Here is a 19,032-nt window from a genome sequence, read left to right as displayed (position 1 = left end):
TATGCATTGATACCGATCCGGTTAATGCCACTTTTTATGGCTTTAAAAAACTCAATGTTAAGCAGATTAATGTCATGAACAATGATGAGATTGATCCGAGAAAGTTTGATGATTTAATTGAATTGATCGCCAAAGCAGAAAATGACGTCATTATTGATAATGGTGCCAGCACCTTTGTGCCCATGTCGCATTATCTCATCAGCAATCAGATACCCGCCTTACTTCTGGATATGGGGCATGAACTGGTTGTACATACTGTCATCACCGGCAGTCAGGCTTTGTTGGATACATTGAATGGTTTTGTGCAGCTGATTAAACAGTTTCCCAAAGAAGCATTGTTTGTCGTTTGGTTAAATCCCTATTGGGGTGAAATCACCATGAATGGCAAGCAGTTTGAGGAAATGAAAGCGTATGTGGATAACAAAGCCAGAGTATCCGCCATTATCCGAATTCCGCACTACAAGCCTGAGACTTTTGGCAAAGATTTAAGTGAGATTCTGCAATCGAAATTCACCTTTGATGAAGCGCTTAAAAATAGTGCTTTGCCGGTGATGGTACGTCAGAGATTAACGATTATCCGCAGACAGCTCTTTATCAATATTGAAAATGTGGCTGCGGTTTTAACATGAATACCGACAAATTAGATGTGCTCATTGAAAGAATCGCGTCAGAACACGGCATTGTTCTGTCACAGGACGATCCGGTATTGATGATGCATACGCTCAACGAAGTATTGCTGGAACAAAATAAAGAAGCCCATGCTGAGCTGTTAAGTAATTACCATGCGATATTGGAAGAAAACTTTAATCGGTGGTGTGAATATTCGACCAAAAAATCCAATGCGCTGATTAATTCATCCAACAGTAGCGCGCAATTAACACGAGACCAATTCCTGGAAAGCTGTATTCAGCTGATCGATGAAAAGATAAAAAGTAGAGAGGGTCAGGAAAATTACGATCTCACCAGAATTTCCAGGCAGGCGGCCATCATTAATTTACTGGCATCAACCTTACTCTTGATTTCAGTTGTAATCATATTTTTAATTTTGTTATAGCAAGATTTTCTAAAAATAAGTTGGATAGTCCATGAGAACGCTAAATTTAAGTGAAGCTGCCCAATTCTTGAAGCTGCACCCTGAAGAAGTGCGTCGTCGCGCTAAAGCGGGAATTATTCCGGGTGCAAAATTAGGGAAACGGTGGGCATTTATTGAAGATGATCTTGCTGATCATATTCGCTCGTTATATGCTTGCACTCGGCAAGCGTTGCAAGTGGGACATGAGGAGAAACAATTATGTCACTCTGTAAACGTGGTAAGACGTGGTGGATTAGTTTCACCACACCAAGCGGCGAGCGAGTTAGATGCTCTGCTGCAACTGAAGATAAAACCCAGGCGCAAGAATTCCACGATAAGCTGAAAGCGGAATCCTGGCGTGTTGCAAGACTGGGGGATAAGCCAAAGCGGACTTGGGATGAAGCGGCTTATAAATGGCTGATGGAGACACAACATAAGGCTTCACATAAGCAGGACATGAAGCAAGTTGCGTGGTTTCAACAGTTTTTTAGAGGCCAATTACTTTCTGAATTAACTCGGGAAGTGATTGCTGAAGTAGGTGAAATAAAATGTAAAGAAACTTCACCTTCAATCGTTATTTGGCTACAATTCGGGCCATTCTACGAAGAGCAGCTTTAGATTGGGAATGGATTGAGAAAGCACCCTTTATCCGGCTATATAAGGAACCCAAACGGCGGATTCGTTGGATAGCACCTGAGCAAGTACAAATATTACTAAATGAATTACGTGAGCATTTGGTTGATTTGGTAAAGTTTTCACTTTCAACAGGATTGCGCAAACGCAATGTTACTGATTTGGAATGGTCTCAGGTTGATTTGCAGAGAAATGTTGCATGGATTCATGCAGATCAAGCCAAAGCAAGAAAAAGCATTCATATTTCACTGAATGCAACGGCTATGGAAGTTCTGAGAAAGCAGGTTGGCAAACATTCGTTAAGAGTGTTTACTTACCAAGGAAAACCAATTATTCAGGTCAATACCAGGGCATGGCGGAAAGCACTAAGAAGAGCAGGAATAGAAGATTTCCGTTGGCATGATTTGCGCCATACTTGGGCCAGTTGGTTAACTCAAAAAGGTGTGCCGTTAAATGTAATTCAAGAAATGGGAGCTTGGGAGTCAACTGAGATGGTGAAACGTTATGCTCATTTGGCACCCGAACAATTCAGAAAACATGCAATGGTTGTAGATGAAATTCTGAATGACACAATTTTGACACAAGTGGAAAATTAGAAGATGATAAAATCAATCTAACCCATTGATTTTATGGTGCCGACACCAAGAATCGAACTCGGGACCTTCTGATTACAAATCAGCTGCTCTACCATCTGAGCTATGCCGGCAACTTAATATGTTCAAACCTAAACTCACGTCATTTGATTACCCTAAGATTGGGTTTGAGTGTTTTTTTTGTTTGGTATGTTAAAGAATTCTGAATTGTACTACTTTGTTGTTCGTTATCTGTAATTACTTGATTCTCTTTTTCTTTATTCTCAGAAGAAAATGCTATTCCTTGATTTACTTCTTTCGCAAAAATCCCCTTAACAGCGGCAACCGGAATCTTTAGTTTTCTTGATACACCATCGAATCGTGCAGTAAAGCTGATAAAATCATTACTAATAATGAGTTCATGTGCAGCTTTTACACTTATATTAAAAACTATTTCGCCATTCCTCACATGCTCTATTGGAATGTCTAAATCCGGATCGGCTTTTACAGAAACATATGGTGTAAAACCACTATCAATACACCAGTCATAAATCGAACGAATTAAATAGGGCTTCGTTGAATTAGTGCTCATTTCCGCATTATTTTTTCTGAAGCTGATAATGCATCAATAAATAGCGGTCGACTAAACAATCTTTCCGAATACTTTAACAACGGTGCAGCTTGTTTAGGAAGGCGAATTCCAAAATGTTCAAGTCGCCACAGTAGAGGCGCTATCGCAACGTCAAGCATTGAAAAATCATCGCCAAGCATGAACCTTTGTTTCTCAAAAATTGGAGATATAATCGTCAGATTATCTGCTATCACAGTACGAGCTTTATCTATTGCTTTCTGATCTGAACCATCAAATGCATCGATATAACAGAACAATTCTTGTTCGAAACGAAACAACAATAAACGCGCACGGGCCCGCATTACAGGATCTGCTGGCATTAATTGCGGGTGTGGAAAGCGATCATCAATATATTCATTAATGATATTTGATTCATATAACACAAGATCGCGTTCCACAAGTACAGGAGCTCTTCCATAAGGACTCATTACAGCCAAGTCTTCTGATTTATTATTTGGATCGACGTCAATTACCTGAAAATCCATATCCTTTTCGTGCAGAACTATCCGGCAACGATGGCTGTATGGACATGTAATTGTTGAATATAGTGTCATCATAACTTCTATTCCCGAACTTCGTTACAATATATTCAGCAAGTTTTATATCAATGAATATCTTTCCAATATTCTCTTTTTAGTGCATAGGATAAAATCAGCATACCTAAAAGAAAAGCCATAACTTTGAGCCCTAACTCCCTACGGGCATTTGCGTGAGGCTCACCTAGATAAACCAGATAGTTAACTAAATCACCGACAAAGCTGTCAAACTCCGACTTTGTCATTTCACCTTGTTTATCAAGCACCAAGGTCTTCTGCTCACCTTTATCACTTGTTTTAACTATCAATTTCTGCTCACCCTGTAATTGATAAAAAACATGTGGCATTGCTGCACGATCAAAAACAAGATTGTTCCATCCAGTCGCAGTGGAATCGTCACGATAAAAAGCCCGCAGATAAGTGTATAACCAGTCTGCCCCTCGCGAACGAGCTATCACTGATAAGTCAGGCGGCGCAACACCAAACCATTCTTCACCTTCTTTTTTCTGCATTGCAGATTCCATCAGACCGCCTACTTTCTGACCTGTAAATATCAGCTTAGTAAGTATTTCTTCATTAGTAAATCCGATATCATAATGACGGTTATAGCGCATATAGCTTGCACCATGACAAGTTAGGCAATAGTTAACAAAACTCTCTGCGCCACGCTGCAACGAAGCATTGTCAGATGTGCTAATTGGAGCGCTATCTAATGCCATGCCAGACTCTGCAGCGAACAAGTCACTAAACAGAGTCATACATAAAATAAATATAACGATTGTTATTTTCTTCATTTTTTTACTCTTTTACTCTTTTGGGCTCAGGTTTTGTTTTATCTATCTTGCTATACCACGGCATTAAAATAAAGAAAGCAAAATAGATGACTGTAAAGATTTGCGCTAATAAAGTATATAAAGGAGTTGGAGATTTTGTTCCGAGCCAACCCAATACGAAAAAGCTAATCACAAAAAGCGTCAAGGCTGTCTTGAAATATTTACCTTTATAGCGTATCGATTTAACCGGACTTCTATCCAGCCAAGGTAAGAAGGCAAAGATAACCACAGAAGCAGCCATCAATATCACACCCCACAACTTCGCATCTATCCATAGAAAATTGACAGTGACTGCTCTAAGCATGGAGTAATAGGGCGTGAAATACCATACGGGTGCTATATGATCTGGTGTTTGCAATGTGTTAGCAGGTATAAAATTATTGTATTCTAAAAAATACCCCCCCATTTCCGGGGCAAAGAAGACAATTCCACAAAACACCATTAAAAATACCACGACACCGACTATATCTTTTACAGAGTAATAAGGATGAAAAGGTATTCCATCGACAGGGATGCCAGTTTTTGGATTTTTATTTGCTTTTATTTCAATGCCATCTGGATTATTTGATCCAACTTCATGCAATGCTAGAATATGCGCGAACACCAAAACTAACATTATTAGGGGCAATGTAACAACGTGATACGCAAAGAAACGATTGAGCGCAACATCCGAAAGTGTAAAATCACCCAACACCCATTGTTGGAGAGATTCTCCAATAGTCGGAATTGCTCCAAACATACTTACAATCACTTGCGCGCCCCAGTAAGACATTTGTCCCCAAGGTAAGATATATCCAGTAAAAGCTAAACTCATCAGCACAAGGAATATTGCCATACCCACTAACCACAATAGCTCTCGTGGCTTTTGATAAGAACCGTACATCATTCCACGGAACATGTGCAGATAGACCACGACAAAAAACATGGAAGCACCTGTTGAATGCATATAGCGAATTAACCAACCATAATCCACATCTCGCATGATATATTCAACAGAAGCAAATGCCATACCGGCATCCGGCTTATAATTCATCGTGAGAAAAATTCCGGTAAGTATCTGGTTAACCAGAACCAACAAGGCTAATGAGCCAAAAAAATACCAGAAATTAAAGTTCTTAGGGGCATAATATTCGGAAAGATGTGCTTTCCAATTTGACGTCAATGGAAATCGTTTATCGATCCATTCAATTATCTTATTCATTTACACAGATCCCTCGCTTGTAGCTCCAATTAAAAGACGGCTATCGCTCAAATATACATGAGGAGGAACAACCATATTAGTTGGAGCCGGTACACTTTTATATACGCGGCCAGCCAAATCAAATTTTGATCCATGACAAGGACAGAAAAATCCGCCCAGCCAATCTGGACCTAAATCCGCAGGAGCAATCTCCTTCCGAAATACAGGCGAACATCCTAGGTGTGTGCACACACCCTCAGTAACGAGGATTTCCGGTTTGATTGATCGCGTACGATTTTGAGCATATTCCGGTTGCTGTGGTTTTTCTGAATTAGGGTCAGCCAGCTCATTTTCTACTTTCACAAGTGTCTCAAGCATTTCTGGAGTGCGGTTTAAAACCCATACGACTTTTCCGCGCCATTCAACCATCAAAAGCATACCAGGCTCAAGCTTTGATATATCAACCTCTACTGGCGCCCCAGCCGCTTTAGCCCTTTCACTAGGCATCATACTCATCATAAAGGGAGTTGCAATTGCAACTCCCGCAATACCGCCTGCTACAGATGTTACTGCGACCAAGAATTTTCTTCTGCCGCTCATTTGATCAGGTATGCTAAAACTATCAGCCATATTCGACTATTCCATCAGTTATATTTTTCATGTAAGGGTATCAATAAAAAGATTAATTTTATCTACTTCCCACCACTTTCACGAGCAAATTTAGAAACTATAAACTACAAAAGCGGGCAGTATACCATAACCATATTAAGGATTATAGAGAACTTAAAGTATTTCAATGGAGAAAACCACCAAAATACATACAAGACAGCTCTCTTTCTTGAGTATCTATTTAACCTTTCCATGGCACTGCTTATATTTTTTACCGGATCCACAAGGACACAACTGGTTACGACCAACTTTTTCGTTTTGGCGCACAAAAGGTTGAACTTTCTCATCATGATTTCGCTCGTACTCGGCTTCCTCGGCCAGAGATTCCCTGTAGGAATCATGATGAAATTGTATATTTTCTGGCGATCTTAGTGACTCTGCCACTGCTTCTACTTGCTGCTCACTCTTTATTTGCACAGTTAAAAGTATTTTTGAGACCTCGTTCTTGATCTCTTCGAGCATATTGGTAAAAAGCTCAAAAGCTTCGCGTTTATATTCCTGCTTTGGATTTTTCTGTGCGTAACCACGCAAGTGTATGCCTTGGCGCAAATGATCCAATGCCGCCAGATGTTCCCGCCAATGCGAATCCAAACTTTGCAGCATTACAGCACGCTCATAGTGATGCATTGGTTCAGCGCCAACCTTTCCGACTTTTGCTTGATATTGTTCATTTGCCAGGTCAATAATACGTTCAAACAAGTTTTCTTCGTGCAACTCTGGTTCTTTTTCGAGCCATTCTCGCAAAGGAAAGTGTAACTGATATTCCGCTGCAAGCGCTTTTTCCAAACCCTGCACATCCCATTGCTCTTCAACACTCTGGGGGGGAATATATAAGCTGAACAAATTACTTAAAACATTCTCGCGTATCGCCGTAATTGTTTCTGAAATATCATGATCTTCTTCTAATAATCCATTACGCTGTTGATAAATCACATTACGTTGATCGTTAGCCACATCATCAAACTCCAGCAACTGCTTACGCATATCAAAATTTCTCGCTTCTACTTTACGCTGAGCATTTTCAATAGCACGAGTAACCCAAGGATGTTCAATAGCTTCTCCTTCGGGCATTTTGAGACGCGTCATAATATTAGCAACGCGATCTGACGCAAATATACGTAGCAAAGGATCCTCAAGTGAAAGATAAAAACGACTGGATCCTGGATCCCCTTGTCGACCTGAACGACCACGCAACTGATTATCCACTCGACGAGATTCATGTCGCTCAGTACCAATAATGTGCAAACCGCCTTTACTCAAAACCTCTTCATGAGCGATCTTCCATCTAGCATAAGCTTCATTAATCTGTTTTTCTTTTTCCTCTTCACTTAATTTCTCGTCATGCCGTATCCGCTCTATCTCCGGCTCCGGATTACCACCCAACACAATATCCGTACCACGACCCGCCATATTTGTTGCAATGGTAATCATTTTAGGCCGGCCAGCTTGCACAACAATACCCGCTTCACTGGCATGCTGTTTGGCATTCAAGACCTGATGCGGCAGCTTCTCCCGTTCCAGTAGCCTGGACAACAACTCATTATTCTCAATTGATGTTGTACCCACCAATACTGGCTGTCCATGTTCATAACATTCCTTGATTCCTTGAATAATTGCTTCATTTTTTTCTTTCGTTGTACGAAACACTTGATCCATACGATCATCACGAATCATCGGACGATGCGTTGGAATGATAACCGTCTCTAACCCATAGATTTGCTGGAACTCAGCAGCCTCGGTATCAGCAGTTCCGGTCATACCGGATAATCTCTGATACATACGAAAATAATTCTGAAAAGTAATAGAGGCAAGTGTCTGATTCTCTTTCTGAATTGCAACGCCTTCTTTCGCCTCTACAGCCTGATGTAATCCATCGGACCAGCGGCGACCAGCCATCAGACGACCGGTAAACTCGTCAACAATAATTACTTCACCATTCTGTACGACATAATTTTGATCAAGAAAATATAAGTTATGTGCACGTAATCCCGCATTCAGATGATGTATCAAATTGATATTAGCTGGATCATAAAGACTGGTTCCTGATTTCAGCAAGCCAGCTGTTGCCAGCAACTTTTCTGAATGCTCAAAACCCGCTTCGCTAAGTGTAACCTGGTGAGATTTCTCATCCACACTATAGTCACCTGGACTATCTTCTGTTTCCTGGCGTGTCAGCTTAGGAATCAGCGCATTAATACGTACATATATTTCAGTATCGCCTTCTGCCTGACCCGAAATAATCAACGGCGTACGTGCTTCATCAATCAGGATTGAATCCACTTCATCCACAATTGCAAAATTGAGTAAACGTTGCGCACGCTCATAAGCATGCGTCACCATATTATCTCGTAAATAATCAAAACCATACTCGTTATTGGTGCCATAAGTAATATCTGCAGCATATGCAGCCTGCTTATCACTATGCGGCATCTGTGCATAGATCACACCCACGCTCATTCCGAGGAATTGATAAATTCTCCCCATCCAATCCGCATCGCGCTTTGCCAAATAATCATTCACAGTAACGATATGCACACCTTTACCCGCCAACGCGTTCAGATATGCAGGTAAAGTTGCCATAAGGGTTTTACCCTCACCAGTACGCATCTCAGCAATCTTGCCCTCGTGCAAGACCATACCGCCGATAAGCTGCACATCAAAATGGCGCATTTCCAGAACCCGTTTACCGACTTCGCGAACCACGGCGAATGCTTCTGGCAATAACACATCCAAAGATTCTCCATTATGAATGCGCTGCTTGAACTCGTCTGTTTTGGCACGTAATTCAGTATCCGACAAACCTGCGATAGCTGATTCCATGTCGTTAATAATACGCACGGCTTGAAAATACTGCTTAACCATCCGATCATTACGGCTACCAAAAATCTTCTTAAGTAGATTACTTAGCATAATGTCTCTAGAAATTCTATTTAAACAATTAGTTTAAAAAACAAAGGGTGAGATTTTACCTCACCCACAGAAATACTTTAATGAATTATCAACTAAATTTATAATATTTATAGGGCGAACTAAAATCTCTTGGCATAAAACAAAACTCACCGCCAAAGGCTACTCCATAATTAAATTGCGCACGATGAACTGAAGAATACTCAACAAAAAGCATACATGCACAAATAATCAGCTGCTCTAAAATTCGGATTAGCTCGATTTTTTCAGAAAACTGGATGGATTAAGCGGTTTGTCTCTATGACGAATCTCGAAATGCAGATGCGCTCCTGTAGAACGTCCCGTATTGCCCACTTCAGCTATCTTCTGCCCCTGCAATACGACCTGCCCCAGTTCCACCAAACGTTTAGAAGCATGCGCATAACGACTCACCAAGCTATCTCCATGATCAATCTCGATCATATTACCATATTCAGGATGTCGATCAGAAAAGACCACCACGCCACCAGCTGCAGCTTTTATCGGCGTTCCTATCTCAGCAGAAAAATCCACACCTTCATGAAATGCTCTCTTCCCTGTAAATGGATCAATTCGGTATCCATAGCCGGAAGAATACCAATCTGTATCAACTGGCATTTCAGAAGGCAGAACATATTTTGCTAATCTGTCGTGACGTAATAAAGAATCTAATGCGCCCAGTTTATCTGTCCTTTCATCCAACATGTTGGATAATTCCTGAAGCTTATGATTAAATTCAGTAAATGTTAATTCTTCAGACGAATGATCAGTCCGTGAGCCACCTTGCCCCGGAACTTCATTCAAAAGAAAATCTCGCGACTTGATGCCGGAAGACTCTGCCAGACGTTCACCCAGGGCATCTAAGCGTAATAATTGCGCCTGCATTTGTCCCAATTTAATGGCCATGATATTTAGATTATCTTGCAAATGGGTCTGAATTTTTTGATGTCTTTCTTCTTGTGGATTGACTAATACCGCTCTTAAAACTGGCGCATCGACCCGATCAGCGTAGCGCAATGAAAAAAAGTTTAAACTCAATGCTAATGTTATGGTAACGAATAGAAAAGCACTTGTGAATAATGTAATGTGTAGCCTGGTTAATGTTATCTTTCTTGCTCGTTCTGATTTATCAGAAATAAAAATAATATTCATATTTTTTATTCATTGGATATTTTTTAAATAACCATATGACCTCTTATAAAGTTAATTCTTATCTTAATCTTCTTGGCAAGACGCCTGAATATGAAAACTTATTCTCTTTGGCTCATCAATTATATGCAGATCAACTAATCTTCTCTAAGCTTATTCCCGCGCAATTAGCCCAGCATTGCGTCTTGAGTCAAACTTCAAATGGCAGGCTGACAATAATGACCGAGAATGGCGCTATTGCTTCAAAACTTAAGCAAATTTCGCCCTCAGTGCTGCTCAAGCTGCAAGAACTAGGATGGGAAGTTACTTCAATTCAAATTTTGGTGCAAGCACATAACTTTGCAAAAAACACCAAAACACTTGCAGATAAAGGATATCCCAAGGAAAAATTAAAATTGAGCCAGACCGGAAAAGATTGTTTAAGTCAATTAGCTACAACATTGCCTGATTCCGAGCTAAAAAACACCATTCAGTTATTTGTAAAAAAACACATAAACGATTAAATCATATTATTTCCTCTTTTTAAATACCCGCAGCATTCTGAAGCCTTATCAACAGTTTCAGCCGGTTCTGTGAAATAGGCTGGCACTATTTTTGGCAACAATTGTCTACTGCTTTTTATCTTTAGCAAATGTCTCGTATATAATGCAGAATTGTTGATCAGGTTAATACATTACAAAAAAACCTTCATGAATTGTATGTTAAACCTTTAATTTTCCGATGATGGCTCAATCTCTCCCGATGCAGTTCTGTTCTAACTATCCGTCCGTAATAATAAAAACAATCTTATGAATGTTTTTTACGAAGAAGCTGGAACCTTTAAGGTTGGCGCCATACTGGCTGACAACAATACCTCGTTACAGATAGAGGCTTTGCATGGCAAACGATCAAAGATCAAAGCAACGTCGGTGCTATTCCGATTTGATGCGCCGCCCTTATCCGAATTCATGAATCATGTGCAAAAAATAGCCGATGAATTGGATCCGGATTTTCTCTGGGAATGCTGCATACAGGATACCGAATTTGCCAGCGACACCCTGGCAGCCGATTACTTTGGCCATACACCCAATCCGGTTGAAGCTGCTGCCACTTTGCTGCTGCTGCAAAGCGCGCCAATGTATTTTTATAAAAAAGGGCACGGACACTATAAAGCAGCACCACCGGATGCACTGAAAGCGGCTTTAGCCGGTCAAGAAAAGAAACGCCTGCAAGCAGCGCAACAAGCCTGTTATGTGGAACAATTAAATCAGTTTGTGCTGCCAGAGGAATTTGAACCGCGCATCCCTAATTTACTCTACAAACCGGATAAAAATTCAATTGAGTGGAAAGCACTCGAAGCGGTCTGTACCGAAAAAAAACTCACTGTCGTAAAGCTGATGGAAAAGTGTGGTGCCATTCCGTCCTCACACGATTACCACTTCAATCAGTTTGTCTGGGAATATTTTCCTGAAGGCATCGGGTTTGGCGAATTTGAACCACATCAAGTAGCGAACGATTTCTCCGGCTTACCTGTCGCAGATGTAGTGGCATTCAGTATCGACGATGCCTCAACGACAGAAATTGATGATGCTTTTTCTGTTACCCCCTTAGCATTTGGCAGTTTCCGCATCGGTATACATATTGCAGCTCCGGCGCTGGGGATCGATCCCGAGTCAACGCTCGATAAAGCTGCTTCATCACGACTTTCGACGGTTTATCTGCCGGGAAACAAAATCACCATGCTGCCGGATGTCACGATTAACCACTTCACATTAGCAGAAAACCGGTTATGCCCTGTGCTTTCCCTGTATCTTGATGTAGCGGATGATTTTACTGTCAAAAGCACAGAAAGCCGGATTGAGAAAATAAAAATTGCAGCCAATTTGCGTCACAATTCACTCGAACAGCATTTCAACGAAACCACATTAAGCAAAGGCGACTTTGAACACACCTTTAACAAGGAATTGAGCCTACTATGGAAATTTTCCTGCAAGATGGAAAGCCAACGTGGCAAAACGAGCGATACGAATAATGACAAAATTGACTATAGTTTTGAAATCAAAAATGACCACATCGCAATCAGCGAACGCCGGCGCGGATCGCCCATTGACAAAGTGGTGTCTGAGCTGATGATCTATGTCAATACGGAGTGGGGCAAACAATTAACCGACGCGGGCATTACCGGCATCTTTCGCAGCCAAGCCAATGGCAAGGTCAAGATGAGCACTTCACCTGCCCCTCACCAAGGATTGGGTGTCTCACAATACGCCTGGAGCAGTTCCCCCATGCGACGTTATGTTGATCTGATCAATCAGCGGCAACTCATTGCCATGCTGCGCGCCGAACCGCCGCACTATACCAAAGAGAGCACCAGTCTCTTAATCGCGATGCGAGACTTTGAAACAGCCTATGGGATTTATAGCGAATTCCAGCGGGCGATGGAACGTTACTGGTGTTTACGCTGGCTATTGCAGGAAAATATTCAAACCATTAACGCACAGGTCATTAAAGAAAATTTAGTGAAATTTGATCATATTCCATTCGTCACACGGGTACCTTCACTCCCCGAGATGGCGCCGGGTACTTACGTCAAACTTAAATTATCTCAAGTGGATCTGCTAGAGCGTAGCGTGCACTCAGAATTCCTGCAAAAACAAGACACCTAAGCGAATCTCCAAATTTATGATGAATCTGTTGCCTAAAATAATATAATTGCATGAACTAGGAGTCTGTCGGACTCAAGCAATCGTAGCGAGCCGAGTGGAAAAACGAGTGCATATTTTCTCTAATATTTTCTCTATTTTGAGGCGCATAGTCGATCTATACAACGAGAAATTGAGGAAATATGAAGCGTTATCCCACTGGCACAGCAGATTGATCTTAAGTCCGACAGACTCCTAACTAAGACTTAATTTTCAAGGTTTAACCCTTTGGCAGTTACTATTCAACTACACAAAACCACACCAGCAACGCTGGGCGGTTATCTATCTTCCCAAACCAATCGCATGGTTGTAGCGATAGTTGCTTCCATGCTACTGCATGTCATCATTCTTTTTGGCGTGACTTTTCAGTTCCCTCAACCGAAATTCGACAAAATCGCTTCATCTCTGGAAGTTGTGCTGGTTAACAACAAGACACTGACCAAACCGAAAGAAACCGAACTGCTTGCGCAAGACAATCTCGACGGTGGCGGCAACACGGACGCCGATCGCCGGGCAAAAACACCCTTTCCGGTACTGCCTAAAAGCAAACCGGTCATCGATAACAACGTAGCCCAGCAGAAAGTTAAACAACTGGAACAGGAAGCCAAGAAACTGATGGCTGCGGTCAGCGACATCCCGCAAATCGAACAACCCAGCGAACACAAGAACGAAGCCGAAAGCATGCCAGTCACAACAGATCCGACTGAATTATTGCTACGCAGTCTTGATATCGCCCGCCTCAGAGCACAAATTGATCAAGATCATGATAGCTATCAGAAGCGTCCAAAACGCAAATTTGTCGGCGCGCGCACCAAAGAATACCGCTTTGCGCGCTATGTCGAGGATTGGCGCATGAAGGTCGAACGCATCGGTAATTTGAATTACCCCGAAGCTGCCAGAAAAGATAAACTCTATGGCAACTTACAGCTTACTGTCAGCATTCGGGCGGATGGCAGTGTGGAGTCGATTGAAATCAATCGCTCATCCGGAGAAAAAATCCTGGATGACGCCGCCATCAATATTGTAAAACTCGCCGGGCAAAATGGATTTTCGCCTTTCCCGCCAGATATCAGACAGGATACAGATATTCTGCATATTACCCGCACCTGGGTCTTCGCAGCTTCGGACATGCTGCTGAGTCAGTAGTCATCCATAGGCAACCGGAAACGGCTCCTAATTCCAACTTCCAACTTAACCAAGTATTTCTCAACCCATGCTCGATTCTTACGCCGTAATTGGCAACCCCATTTCACATAGCAAATCACCCTTAATCCACAAAAACTTTGCGCAACAAGCAGAACAATCCATGCAGTATGACGCGCTCCTGGCGCCACTGGATGGTTTCGAAGCAACTGTAGAAAACTTCCGCCAGCACGGCGGCAAAGGCATGAATGTTACTGTGCCATTCAAGCTCGAAGCTTACCGGCTAGCCACCCGTTTAACGGAACGGGCAACCATCGCGCAGGCGGTCAATACACTTAAATTCAAAAACGATGAAATTCTCGGTGATAACACCGATGGCGCAGGATTAGTCCGCGACATCGAATGCAATCTGGGAATTCCCATCGCAGAAAAACGCATATTGCTGCTAGGTGCTGGCGGCGCCGCACGCGGCGTCATTCTGCCGCTGCTACAACAAAACCCCTCGCTGCTGGCCATTGCTAACAGAACTCCCGCTAAAGCAGTAGCACTTCAGGAACAGTTCAATCGCTATGGCAATAGCATCGCGGGCGATTTTATGCATTTTTCCGATGCGCATTTTGACATCATCATCAATGCAACCTCCGCCAGCCTGCACGATGCGTTGCCCGAAATACCCGCCGGTGTTTTTGCGCAGGCTACCCTCGCCTACGATATGATGTATCGTCAGGAACCCACACGTTTTCTCAAATTCGCACAACAAAATGGCACGCATCAGATAGCCGACGGTATCGGCATGCTGGTGGAACAAGCGGCTGAATCCTTCTTGCTATGGCGCGGCATCCGTCCCCAAACAAAACCGGTGATCGCCATGCTGAAATCTCAGATCTGAATGCATTCCGCTCAGGCAGATGCTTTTCACTTGAAAGCGGCCCTGTAGAAATTCCATCGAACCACTTGGAGTCTGATCAAATTGATTACATCCATGGTTCGACACGCTCACCAGGTACGTGGTCAATATATTACCGCTCGTCCTGAGCCTGTCAAAGGACTTAATCAGAGACTCCTTAAATGATTTCACTATCCTTCGGATAATTTAATGGTATTGGTATCGTAGGGAGGGTTATACTTTCCGGTCATCAAACTGCAAACTGTTTAGCGTATAAACGCGCTGGGCTGACTCACAATAATACTAACCGTCTTGCAAGCGACAATCCGTTATGACCGAAATAAATAACAACGACGATCCGGAAAATTCACCGACCCCGCAACAACAGGCAACTTACCTGCTGCGCAAATACAAACTGGTGGAAGGCCTGGTGAATTTGCAGGATGCTCCGGATGAATCGCTGGCTGAATCCTCGGTACAGAAAAGAAATCTGTCCGAGCTGCAACATTTCCTGGATCAACTCCACCCCGCCGACATCGCGCTGATCCTCGAAGCGCTGCCGCTGGAAGACCGGCTGCTGATCTGGAGCATGGTCAAATCGGACCGGGACGGAGAAGTTTTGCTGGAAACCTCCGATGCCGTGCGTGCCACACTGATTACCGACATGCACAATCAGGAATTGGTCGCGGCGACGGAATATCTGGATGCCAACGAGATCGCCGATCTTGCCCCTGATTTGCCGCAGGAAGTGATGGACGATGTTTTCCGCTCGCTCCCCGTGGAAGAACGCGAACAATTGCGTGCTGCCATGTCGTACCCGGAAGATTCCGTCGGTGCCTTAATGGATTTCGATGTCATCACAATTCGTGAAGATGTCCGGCTGGAAGTGGTTTTGCGTTATTTACGCATGTGGGACGAAATGCCGGATCATACCGATCAGCTCTTCGTGGTTGACCGGGATGAACAGTTAAAAGGCGTATTGCTGATTAACCGCCTGCTCGTCAGCGATCCGGATACCCTCGTTGCCGATGTCATGACCAACGAAATAATCAAATTGCAACCAGACGATGTCGCTCAGCAGGCGGCCAATGCGTTCGAGCGTTATGACCTGGTTTCCGCTTCCGTGGTCGACGAGAACGATAAACTGCTGGGCCGCGTCACTGTCAACACCGTAATCGATTTCATCCGCGACAAAGCCGAGAATGAAGCGTTGAATCTGGCCGGTTTGAGCGAAGAAGAAGATCTTTTTGCACCGGTGTTAAAGAGCGTTAAAAACCGCTGGGTCTGGCTGGCCATCAATCTGGTCACCGCTTTTATCGCTTCCCGCGTCATCGGCGTGTTTGAAGATTCGATCGAAAAACTGGTCGCACTCGCCGCGCTGATGCCGATTATCGCCGGCATCGGCGGCAACTCCGGCAATCAAACCATCACCATGATCGTGCGCGCGCTGGCACTCGATCAAATCAACACCAGCAGCGCCTGGAAATTGATCAGCAAAGAAGTCGGTGTCAGTATCGTCAACGGCCTGCTGTGGGGAACCATCGTCGGTTTGTTTACCTTCGCCATTTATCAGAACGCCGAACTCGGTCTGGTCATGACCTTGGCACTGGTGTTGAATCTGCTGCTGGCAGCTCTGCTCGGTGTACTGATTCCGCTGACCCTGCGCAAATTCGGCCGCGACCCGGCGATCGGCTCCAGCGTAATGATTACTGCGGTGACAGATAGTGGCGGATTCTTTATTTTTCTGGGTTTGGCGACGATTTTCTTGTTGTAAAAAACAATGGCACATTGGCTGACAGAGTTTGTGCGATTGCTATAACTTTTAATAATTTTAACAACAAGATATCTATTCCTAACCATGATTAAACAACACTTCCTGAGTATTACTGGACAAATCATGTCATATATATCAAGTCGAGCGTATAAATCTGACTCCCACACTTTCTGCAACAACTTCCTACGCATTACTACATGAGGCAGTCACAAATCACTAGTGAAATTACATTGACACTAGTGATATATAGTAATACACTAGTGCTTCATTCTACATAGGAGATTCATATGCCACAGTTTACCGTCGATGAAGATATTGCTGCATTAGTGGAACGGCTTGCAAAACCGAAGCCCTTTGAGAATCTCTCGTTTAACACCGCGCTAAAGCGTGTTCTACAAGAGCATATTAAAATAAAGAAAGTAGACGACGAGCTGGATCAGTTGTTGTCGGAACCATTGGCCACAGTAAGGAAAGAACCAAAGAGGACTCCCTCCCCTAGCCCTCAACAGTGGGCGGCAAGCGTACCTGAGCTTAAAGGAAGAAAAGATTTAAATACATGGAAGGAGGTTTGTGTTCTGCTAAAAATCGATACTGCTGGCGATTCAGCGAGAAGGAAGTTAAAAAACTGGGTTAAGGCAAATCGCCCCAACTGGCCTTCAGTCCCTGAAATCAGCGGTGAATGAATTTGCCCAACCCGGCAACAATCAAGAGGGACTGCACAAAAGCACGCAGCCCCTCACTTTTACCTTATACCAACTTTTCATAGTATATCGATGAAATTCCTAATCTTCCTCGGCACAGTTCGAGACAGCTCACCCCCCAACCCACCCCGGCTTGGTTTGAGAATCGCAAGAGCTTGCGTGGCACAGCTTCACCAAGGCGATATTTCAGCAGAACTGATCGATCCGCTGGATTTTGATCTTGGGCTCATATTCAAACCGCACTTTGCTTATGCGCAGGGCAAAGCGCCTGCTCAGCTCCAAGCCTTGGCGGATAAGATCGCCGCCGCGGACGGTTATGTCATGGTAAGTCCGGAATACAATCACTCGCTGAGTCCGGCTTTGGCGCATTTGCTCAATCACTTCGGCAGTTCGTTGTTTTCGTACAAACCCAGCGTGATTGTTACTTATTCGGCGGGGCAATGGGGCGGTGTCAGAGCAGCGGTAGGCATGCGGTCTTTTCTGTCGGAGTTGGGTTGTTTGCCGGTTTCGGCGATGATCCATATTCCCATGGCGCATGAAGTGCTCGCGGAAGATGGAAATTTTCTCGAGCCCGTCGATGTGGAAAGATGGATAAGCTATTTCGCCAGAGCCTTCACGCAACTCACCTGGTGGGCATCCGCCGCGCAAAATCAGCGTAACGCTATCGACCCGCACAAACAGGTGCCAGCATTCAAAAGAGATCCGTCGCAAAGAAATTCTCCCTCAAGAGACTCTGAATAACCCATCTTTGTCATTCCGAACGCAGTGAGGAATCTTTTCGAATCAACCGTATAGAGTTCTCGCTATGCTCGAAATGACAGTTCTTCAGCTCCCTCAGTGAATGAATTATCCAACAGCGCGGTGCAAACCGCTCCCACCACAGGCTGCACGCTGAGTACGAAAAATACCTGTCGGGTGTTTCAAATGCTTCATACCCGAGCGATTGCTCCACGTATAATACAACCCAGTTAACAATTCACCCTATCACCATGCCCAGCCCCGAAAATATCCAGCACCCGCAATCCAAAAACCCCTTGCAAGGCGTTACCTTGGAAGCATTGCTGATTGAGCTGCATGCGCATTATAGCTGGGAGGGGCTGGTCAAAAAGGTGGACATCAATTGCTTCAAGCAAGACCCCAGCATCAAGTCGAGTCTAAAATTTCTGCGCAAAACGCCGTGGGCCAGAGAGAAAGTCGAAGCTATCTACATCCAATTGAAACAAGGTAAATCATGAGTGAATTCAGTCTTAAAGGCCACGACACGATCGCATTGAATGATCTGTTGAAGATCACCGGCCTGTGCGGAAGCGGTGGCGCAGCCAAGGTGGTAATCGCCAAGGGTAAGGTCAAGGTGGATGGTCAGGTTGAGTTGCGCAAAACTTGCAAGATCCGTAATGGTCAAGTGGTGGAATATGCCCGGGAGCAAATCACCGTAACACCCTGAGCCATCCGGTTCAAAAAAGCCAGCGCGGTGGCAGCACATTCGAGTATCCTACGCGACTATCCAGACCACAGCCGCGAATCATGACGCAATACCAACTCTTCGCCACCACGCCGAAAGCGATGGAAGGCATACTCGCCAATGAAATCCAAGCGCTCGGCGGGCAAAATGTGCAGCAAAAAATGGCCGGTGTGGCATTTCAAGGC

General features: G+C 43.8%; 19 protein-coding genes, 1 tRNA gene and 1 pseudogene. 13 read left to right on the top strand and 8 right to left on the bottom strand.

The annotated features are described in order from the left end of the window. From K2P83_RS12115 to K2P83_RS12095, 4 genes and pseudogenes are all read left to right on the top strand, one after another. Positions 1-629: conjugal transfer protein TraL (locus K2P83_RS12115; RefSeq protein WP_292929529.1), on the top strand; the 629-nt coding region annotated here is incomplete at its 5' end. Next, a complete protein-coding gene (locus K2P83_RS12110) occupies positions 626-1,054 on the top strand; it encodes a conjugal transfer protein TraM (RefSeq protein ID WP_292929528.1) in 429 nt (142 codons plus the stop codon). The genes K2P83_RS12115 and K2P83_RS12110, both read left to right, overlap by 4 nt. A 31-nt stretch (positions 1,055-1,085) precedes the next feature. After that, the gene (locus K2P83_RS14355; RefSeq protein ID WP_090322377.1) at positions 1,086-1,415 is read left to right on the top strand and encodes a helix-turn-helix domain-containing protein; all 330 of its coding nucleotides are present in this window, start codon (positions 1,086-1,088) and stop codon (positions 1,413-1,415) included. After that, a pseudogene (locus K2P83_RS12095) lies at positions 1,325-2,301 on the top strand (site-specific integrase). The gene K2P83_RS14355 and the pseudogene K2P83_RS12095 overlap by 91 nt, the downstream one beginning before the upstream one ends. Before the next feature lie 34 nt (positions 2,302-2,335). On the opposite strand, the gene K2P83_RS12090 reads toward K2P83_RS12095, so the two are convergent. The 8 genes from K2P83_RS12090 to K2P83_RS12055 form a co-directional block, all read right to left on the bottom strand. Next, positions 2,336-2,411: transfer RNA gene (locus K2P83_RS12090), tRNA-Thr, on the bottom strand. 29 nt (positions 2,412-2,440) lie between these two features. Further along, positions 2,441-2,869: a ClpXP protease specificity-enhancing factor gene (locus tag K2P83_RS12085; RefSeq protein ID WP_292929522.1), complete on the bottom strand. Its 429-nt coding sequence runs from the start codon at positions 2,867-2,869 to the stop codon at positions 2,441-2,443. Continuing rightward, on the bottom strand, positions 2,866-3,465 hold the full coding sequence (locus K2P83_RS12080) for a glutathione S-transferase N-terminal domain-containing protein (protein WP_292929520.1): 600 nt from the start codon (positions 3,463-3,465) through the stop codon (positions 2,866-2,868). Before K2P83_RS12080 ends, K2P83_RS12085 begins: the two co-directional genes overlap by 4 nt. A 47-nt stretch (positions 3,466-3,512) precedes the next feature. Beyond that, entirely contained in the window at positions 3,513-4,238 is a 726-nt protein-coding gene (locus K2P83_RS12075) for a cytochrome c1 (protein ID WP_292929518.1), read from the bottom strand. A gap of 4 nt (positions 4,239-4,242) precedes the next feature. Beyond that, on the bottom strand, positions 4,243-5,478 hold the full coding sequence (locus K2P83_RS12070) for a cytochrome b N-terminal domain-containing protein (RefSeq protein ID WP_292929516.1): 1,236 nt from the start codon (positions 5,476-5,478) through the stop codon (positions 4,243-4,245). Further along, the gene (gene petA, locus K2P83_RS12065) at positions 5,479-6,087 is read right to left on the bottom strand and encodes a ubiquinol-cytochrome c reductase iron-sulfur subunit (protein ID WP_292929514.1); all 609 of its coding nucleotides are present in this window, start codon (positions 6,085-6,087) and stop codon (positions 5,479-5,481) included. It lies immediately after the preceding gene. Between the two features lie 216 nt (positions 6,088-6,303). Beyond that, the gene (gene secA, locus K2P83_RS12060) at positions 6,304-9,036 is read right to left on the bottom strand and encodes a preprotein translocase subunit SecA (RefSeq protein ID WP_292929512.1); all 2,733 of its coding nucleotides are present in this window, start codon (positions 9,034-9,036) and stop codon (positions 6,304-6,306) included. 249 nt (positions 9,037-9,285) lie between these two features. Then, on the bottom strand, positions 9,286-10,203 hold the full coding sequence (locus K2P83_RS12055; protein WP_292929510.1) for a M23 family metallopeptidase: 918 nt from the start codon (positions 10,201-10,203) through the stop codon (positions 9,286-9,288). Positions 10,204-10,238: 35 nt separating this feature from the next. Here K2P83_RS12055 and K2P83_RS12050 point away from each other — a divergent pair, with 35 nt between their 5' ends. From K2P83_RS12050 to K2P83_RS12010, 9 genes are all read left to right on the top strand, one after another. After that, a complete protein-coding gene (locus tag K2P83_RS12050; protein WP_292929508.1) occupies positions 10,239-10,703 on the top strand; it encodes a DUF721 domain-containing protein in 465 nt (154 codons plus the stop codon). Positions 10,704-10,988: 285 nt separating this feature from the next. Then, positions 10,989-12,845 (top strand): RNB domain-containing ribonuclease, encoded by a 1,857-nt coding sequence (locus tag K2P83_RS12045; RefSeq protein WP_292929506.1) that lies wholly within the window; start codon positions 10,989-10,991, stop codon positions 12,843-12,845. A gap of 264 nt (positions 12,846-13,109) precedes the next feature. Further along, positions 13,110-14,027 carry an energy transducer TonB gene (locus tag K2P83_RS12040; RefSeq protein WP_292929504.1) on the top strand — a complete coding sequence of 306 codons (918 nt, stop codon included), beginning with the start codon at positions 13,110-13,112 and terminating at the stop codon, positions 14,025-14,027. A gap of 67 nt (positions 14,028-14,094) precedes the next feature. Further along, positions 14,095-14,913 carry a shikimate dehydrogenase gene (aroE, locus tag K2P83_RS12035; protein WP_292929502.1) on the top strand — a complete coding sequence of 273 codons (819 nt, stop codon included), beginning with the start codon at positions 14,095-14,097 and terminating at the stop codon, positions 14,911-14,913. Positions 14,914-15,241: 328 nt separating this feature from the next. Further along, complete coding sequence (mgtE, locus tag K2P83_RS12030; RefSeq protein WP_292929500.1) at positions 15,242-16,684, top strand: magnesium transporter; 1,443 nt, start codon at positions 15,242-15,244, stop codon at positions 16,682-16,684. Between the two features lie 287 nt (positions 16,685-16,971). After that, on the top strand, positions 16,972-17,367 hold the full coding sequence (locus K2P83_RS12025) for a hypothetical protein (protein WP_292929498.1): 396 nt from the start codon (positions 16,972-16,974) through the stop codon (positions 17,365-17,367). Between the two features lie 90 nt (positions 17,368-17,457). After that, entirely contained in the window at positions 17,458-18,126 is a 669-nt protein-coding gene (locus tag K2P83_RS12020; protein ID WP_292929496.1) for an NAD(P)H-dependent oxidoreductase, read from the top strand. A gap of 248 nt (positions 18,127-18,374) precedes the next feature. Beyond that, positions 18,375-18,620 (top strand): VF530 family protein, encoded by a 246-nt coding sequence (locus K2P83_RS12015; RefSeq protein WP_292929494.1) that lies wholly within the window; start codon positions 18,375-18,377, stop codon positions 18,618-18,620. Further along, positions 18,617-18,829, top strand: coding sequence for an RNA-binding S4 domain-containing protein (locus K2P83_RS12010; protein ID WP_013967076.1), 213 nt, complete (start codon positions 18,617-18,619; stop codon positions 18,827-18,829). The genes K2P83_RS12015 and K2P83_RS12010 overlap by 4 nt, the downstream gene beginning before the upstream one ends. Positions 18,830-19,032 lie beyond the last annotated feature (203 nt).

The sequence above is a fragment of the Nitrosomonas sp. genome (assembly GCF_019752415.1).
Lineage (GTDB): Bacteria > Pseudomonadota > Gammaproteobacteria > Burkholderiales > Nitrosomonadaceae > Nitrosomonas.
Note: the sequence above shows the minus strand (reverse complement) of the source record. Positions and strands in the feature narration are given on the sequence as shown.

Coding starts and splice junctions, on each gene's coding strand:
- K2P83_RS12055 (WP_292929510.1), bottom strand. CDS start 10,203: ATGAATATTATTTTTATTTCTGATAAATCAGAACGAGCAAGAAAGATA.
- K2P83_RS12020 (WP_292929496.1), top strand. CDS start 17,458: ATGAAATTCCTAATCTTCCTCGGCACAGTTCGAGACAGCTCACCCCCC.
- K2P83_RS12075 (WP_292929518.1), bottom strand. CDS start 4,238: ATGAAGAAAATAACAATCGTTATATTTATTTTATGTATGACTCTGTTT.
- K2P83_RS12015 (WP_292929494.1), top strand. CDS start 18,375: ATGCCCAGCCCCGAAAATATCCAGCACCCGCAATCCAAAAACCCCTTG.
- K2P83_RS12025 (WP_292929498.1), top strand. CDS start 16,972: ATGCCACAGTTTACCGTCGATGAAGATATTGCTGCATTAGTGGAACGG.
- K2P83_RS12045 (WP_292929506.1), top strand. CDS start 10,989: ATGAATGTTTTTTACGAAGAAGCTGGAACCTTTAAGGTTGGCGCCATA.
- secA (WP_292929512.1), bottom strand. CDS start 9,036: ATGCTAAGTAATCTACTTAAGAAGATTTTTGGTAGCCGTAATGATCGG.
- mgtE (WP_292929500.1), top strand. CDS start 15,242: ATGACCGAAATAAATAACAACGACGATCCGGAAAATTCACCGACCCCG.
- K2P83_RS12050 (WP_292929508.1), top strand. CDS start 10,239: ATGACCTCTTATAAAGTTAATTCTTATCTTAATCTTCTTGGCAAGACG.
- K2P83_RS12070 (WP_292929516.1), bottom strand. CDS start 5,478: ATGAATAAGATAATTGAATGGATCGATAAACGATTTCCATTGACGTCA.
- K2P83_RS12080 (WP_292929520.1), bottom strand. CDS start 3,465: ATGATGACACTATATTCAACAATTACATGTCCATACAGCCATCGTTGC.
- K2P83_RS12010 (WP_013967076.1), top strand. CDS start 18,617: ATGAGTGAATTCAGTCTTAAAGGCCACGACACGATCGCATTGAATGAT.
- K2P83_RS12110 (WP_292929528.1), top strand. CDS start 626: ATGAATACCGACAAATTAGATGTGCTCATTGAAAGAATCGCGTCAGAA.
- aroE (WP_292929502.1), top strand. CDS start 14,095: ATGCTCGATTCTTACGCCGTAATTGGCAACCCCATTTCACATAGCAAA.
- K2P83_RS14355 (WP_090322377.1), top strand. CDS start 1,086: ATGAGAACGCTAAATTTAAGTGAAGCTGCCCAATTCTTGAAGCTGCAC.
- petA (WP_292929514.1), bottom strand. CDS start 6,087: ATGGCTGATAGTTTTAGCATACCTGATCAAATGAGCGGCAGAAGAAAA.
- K2P83_RS12085 (WP_292929522.1), bottom strand. CDS start 2,869: ATGAGCACTAATTCAACGAAGCCCTATTTAATTCGTTCGATTTATGAC.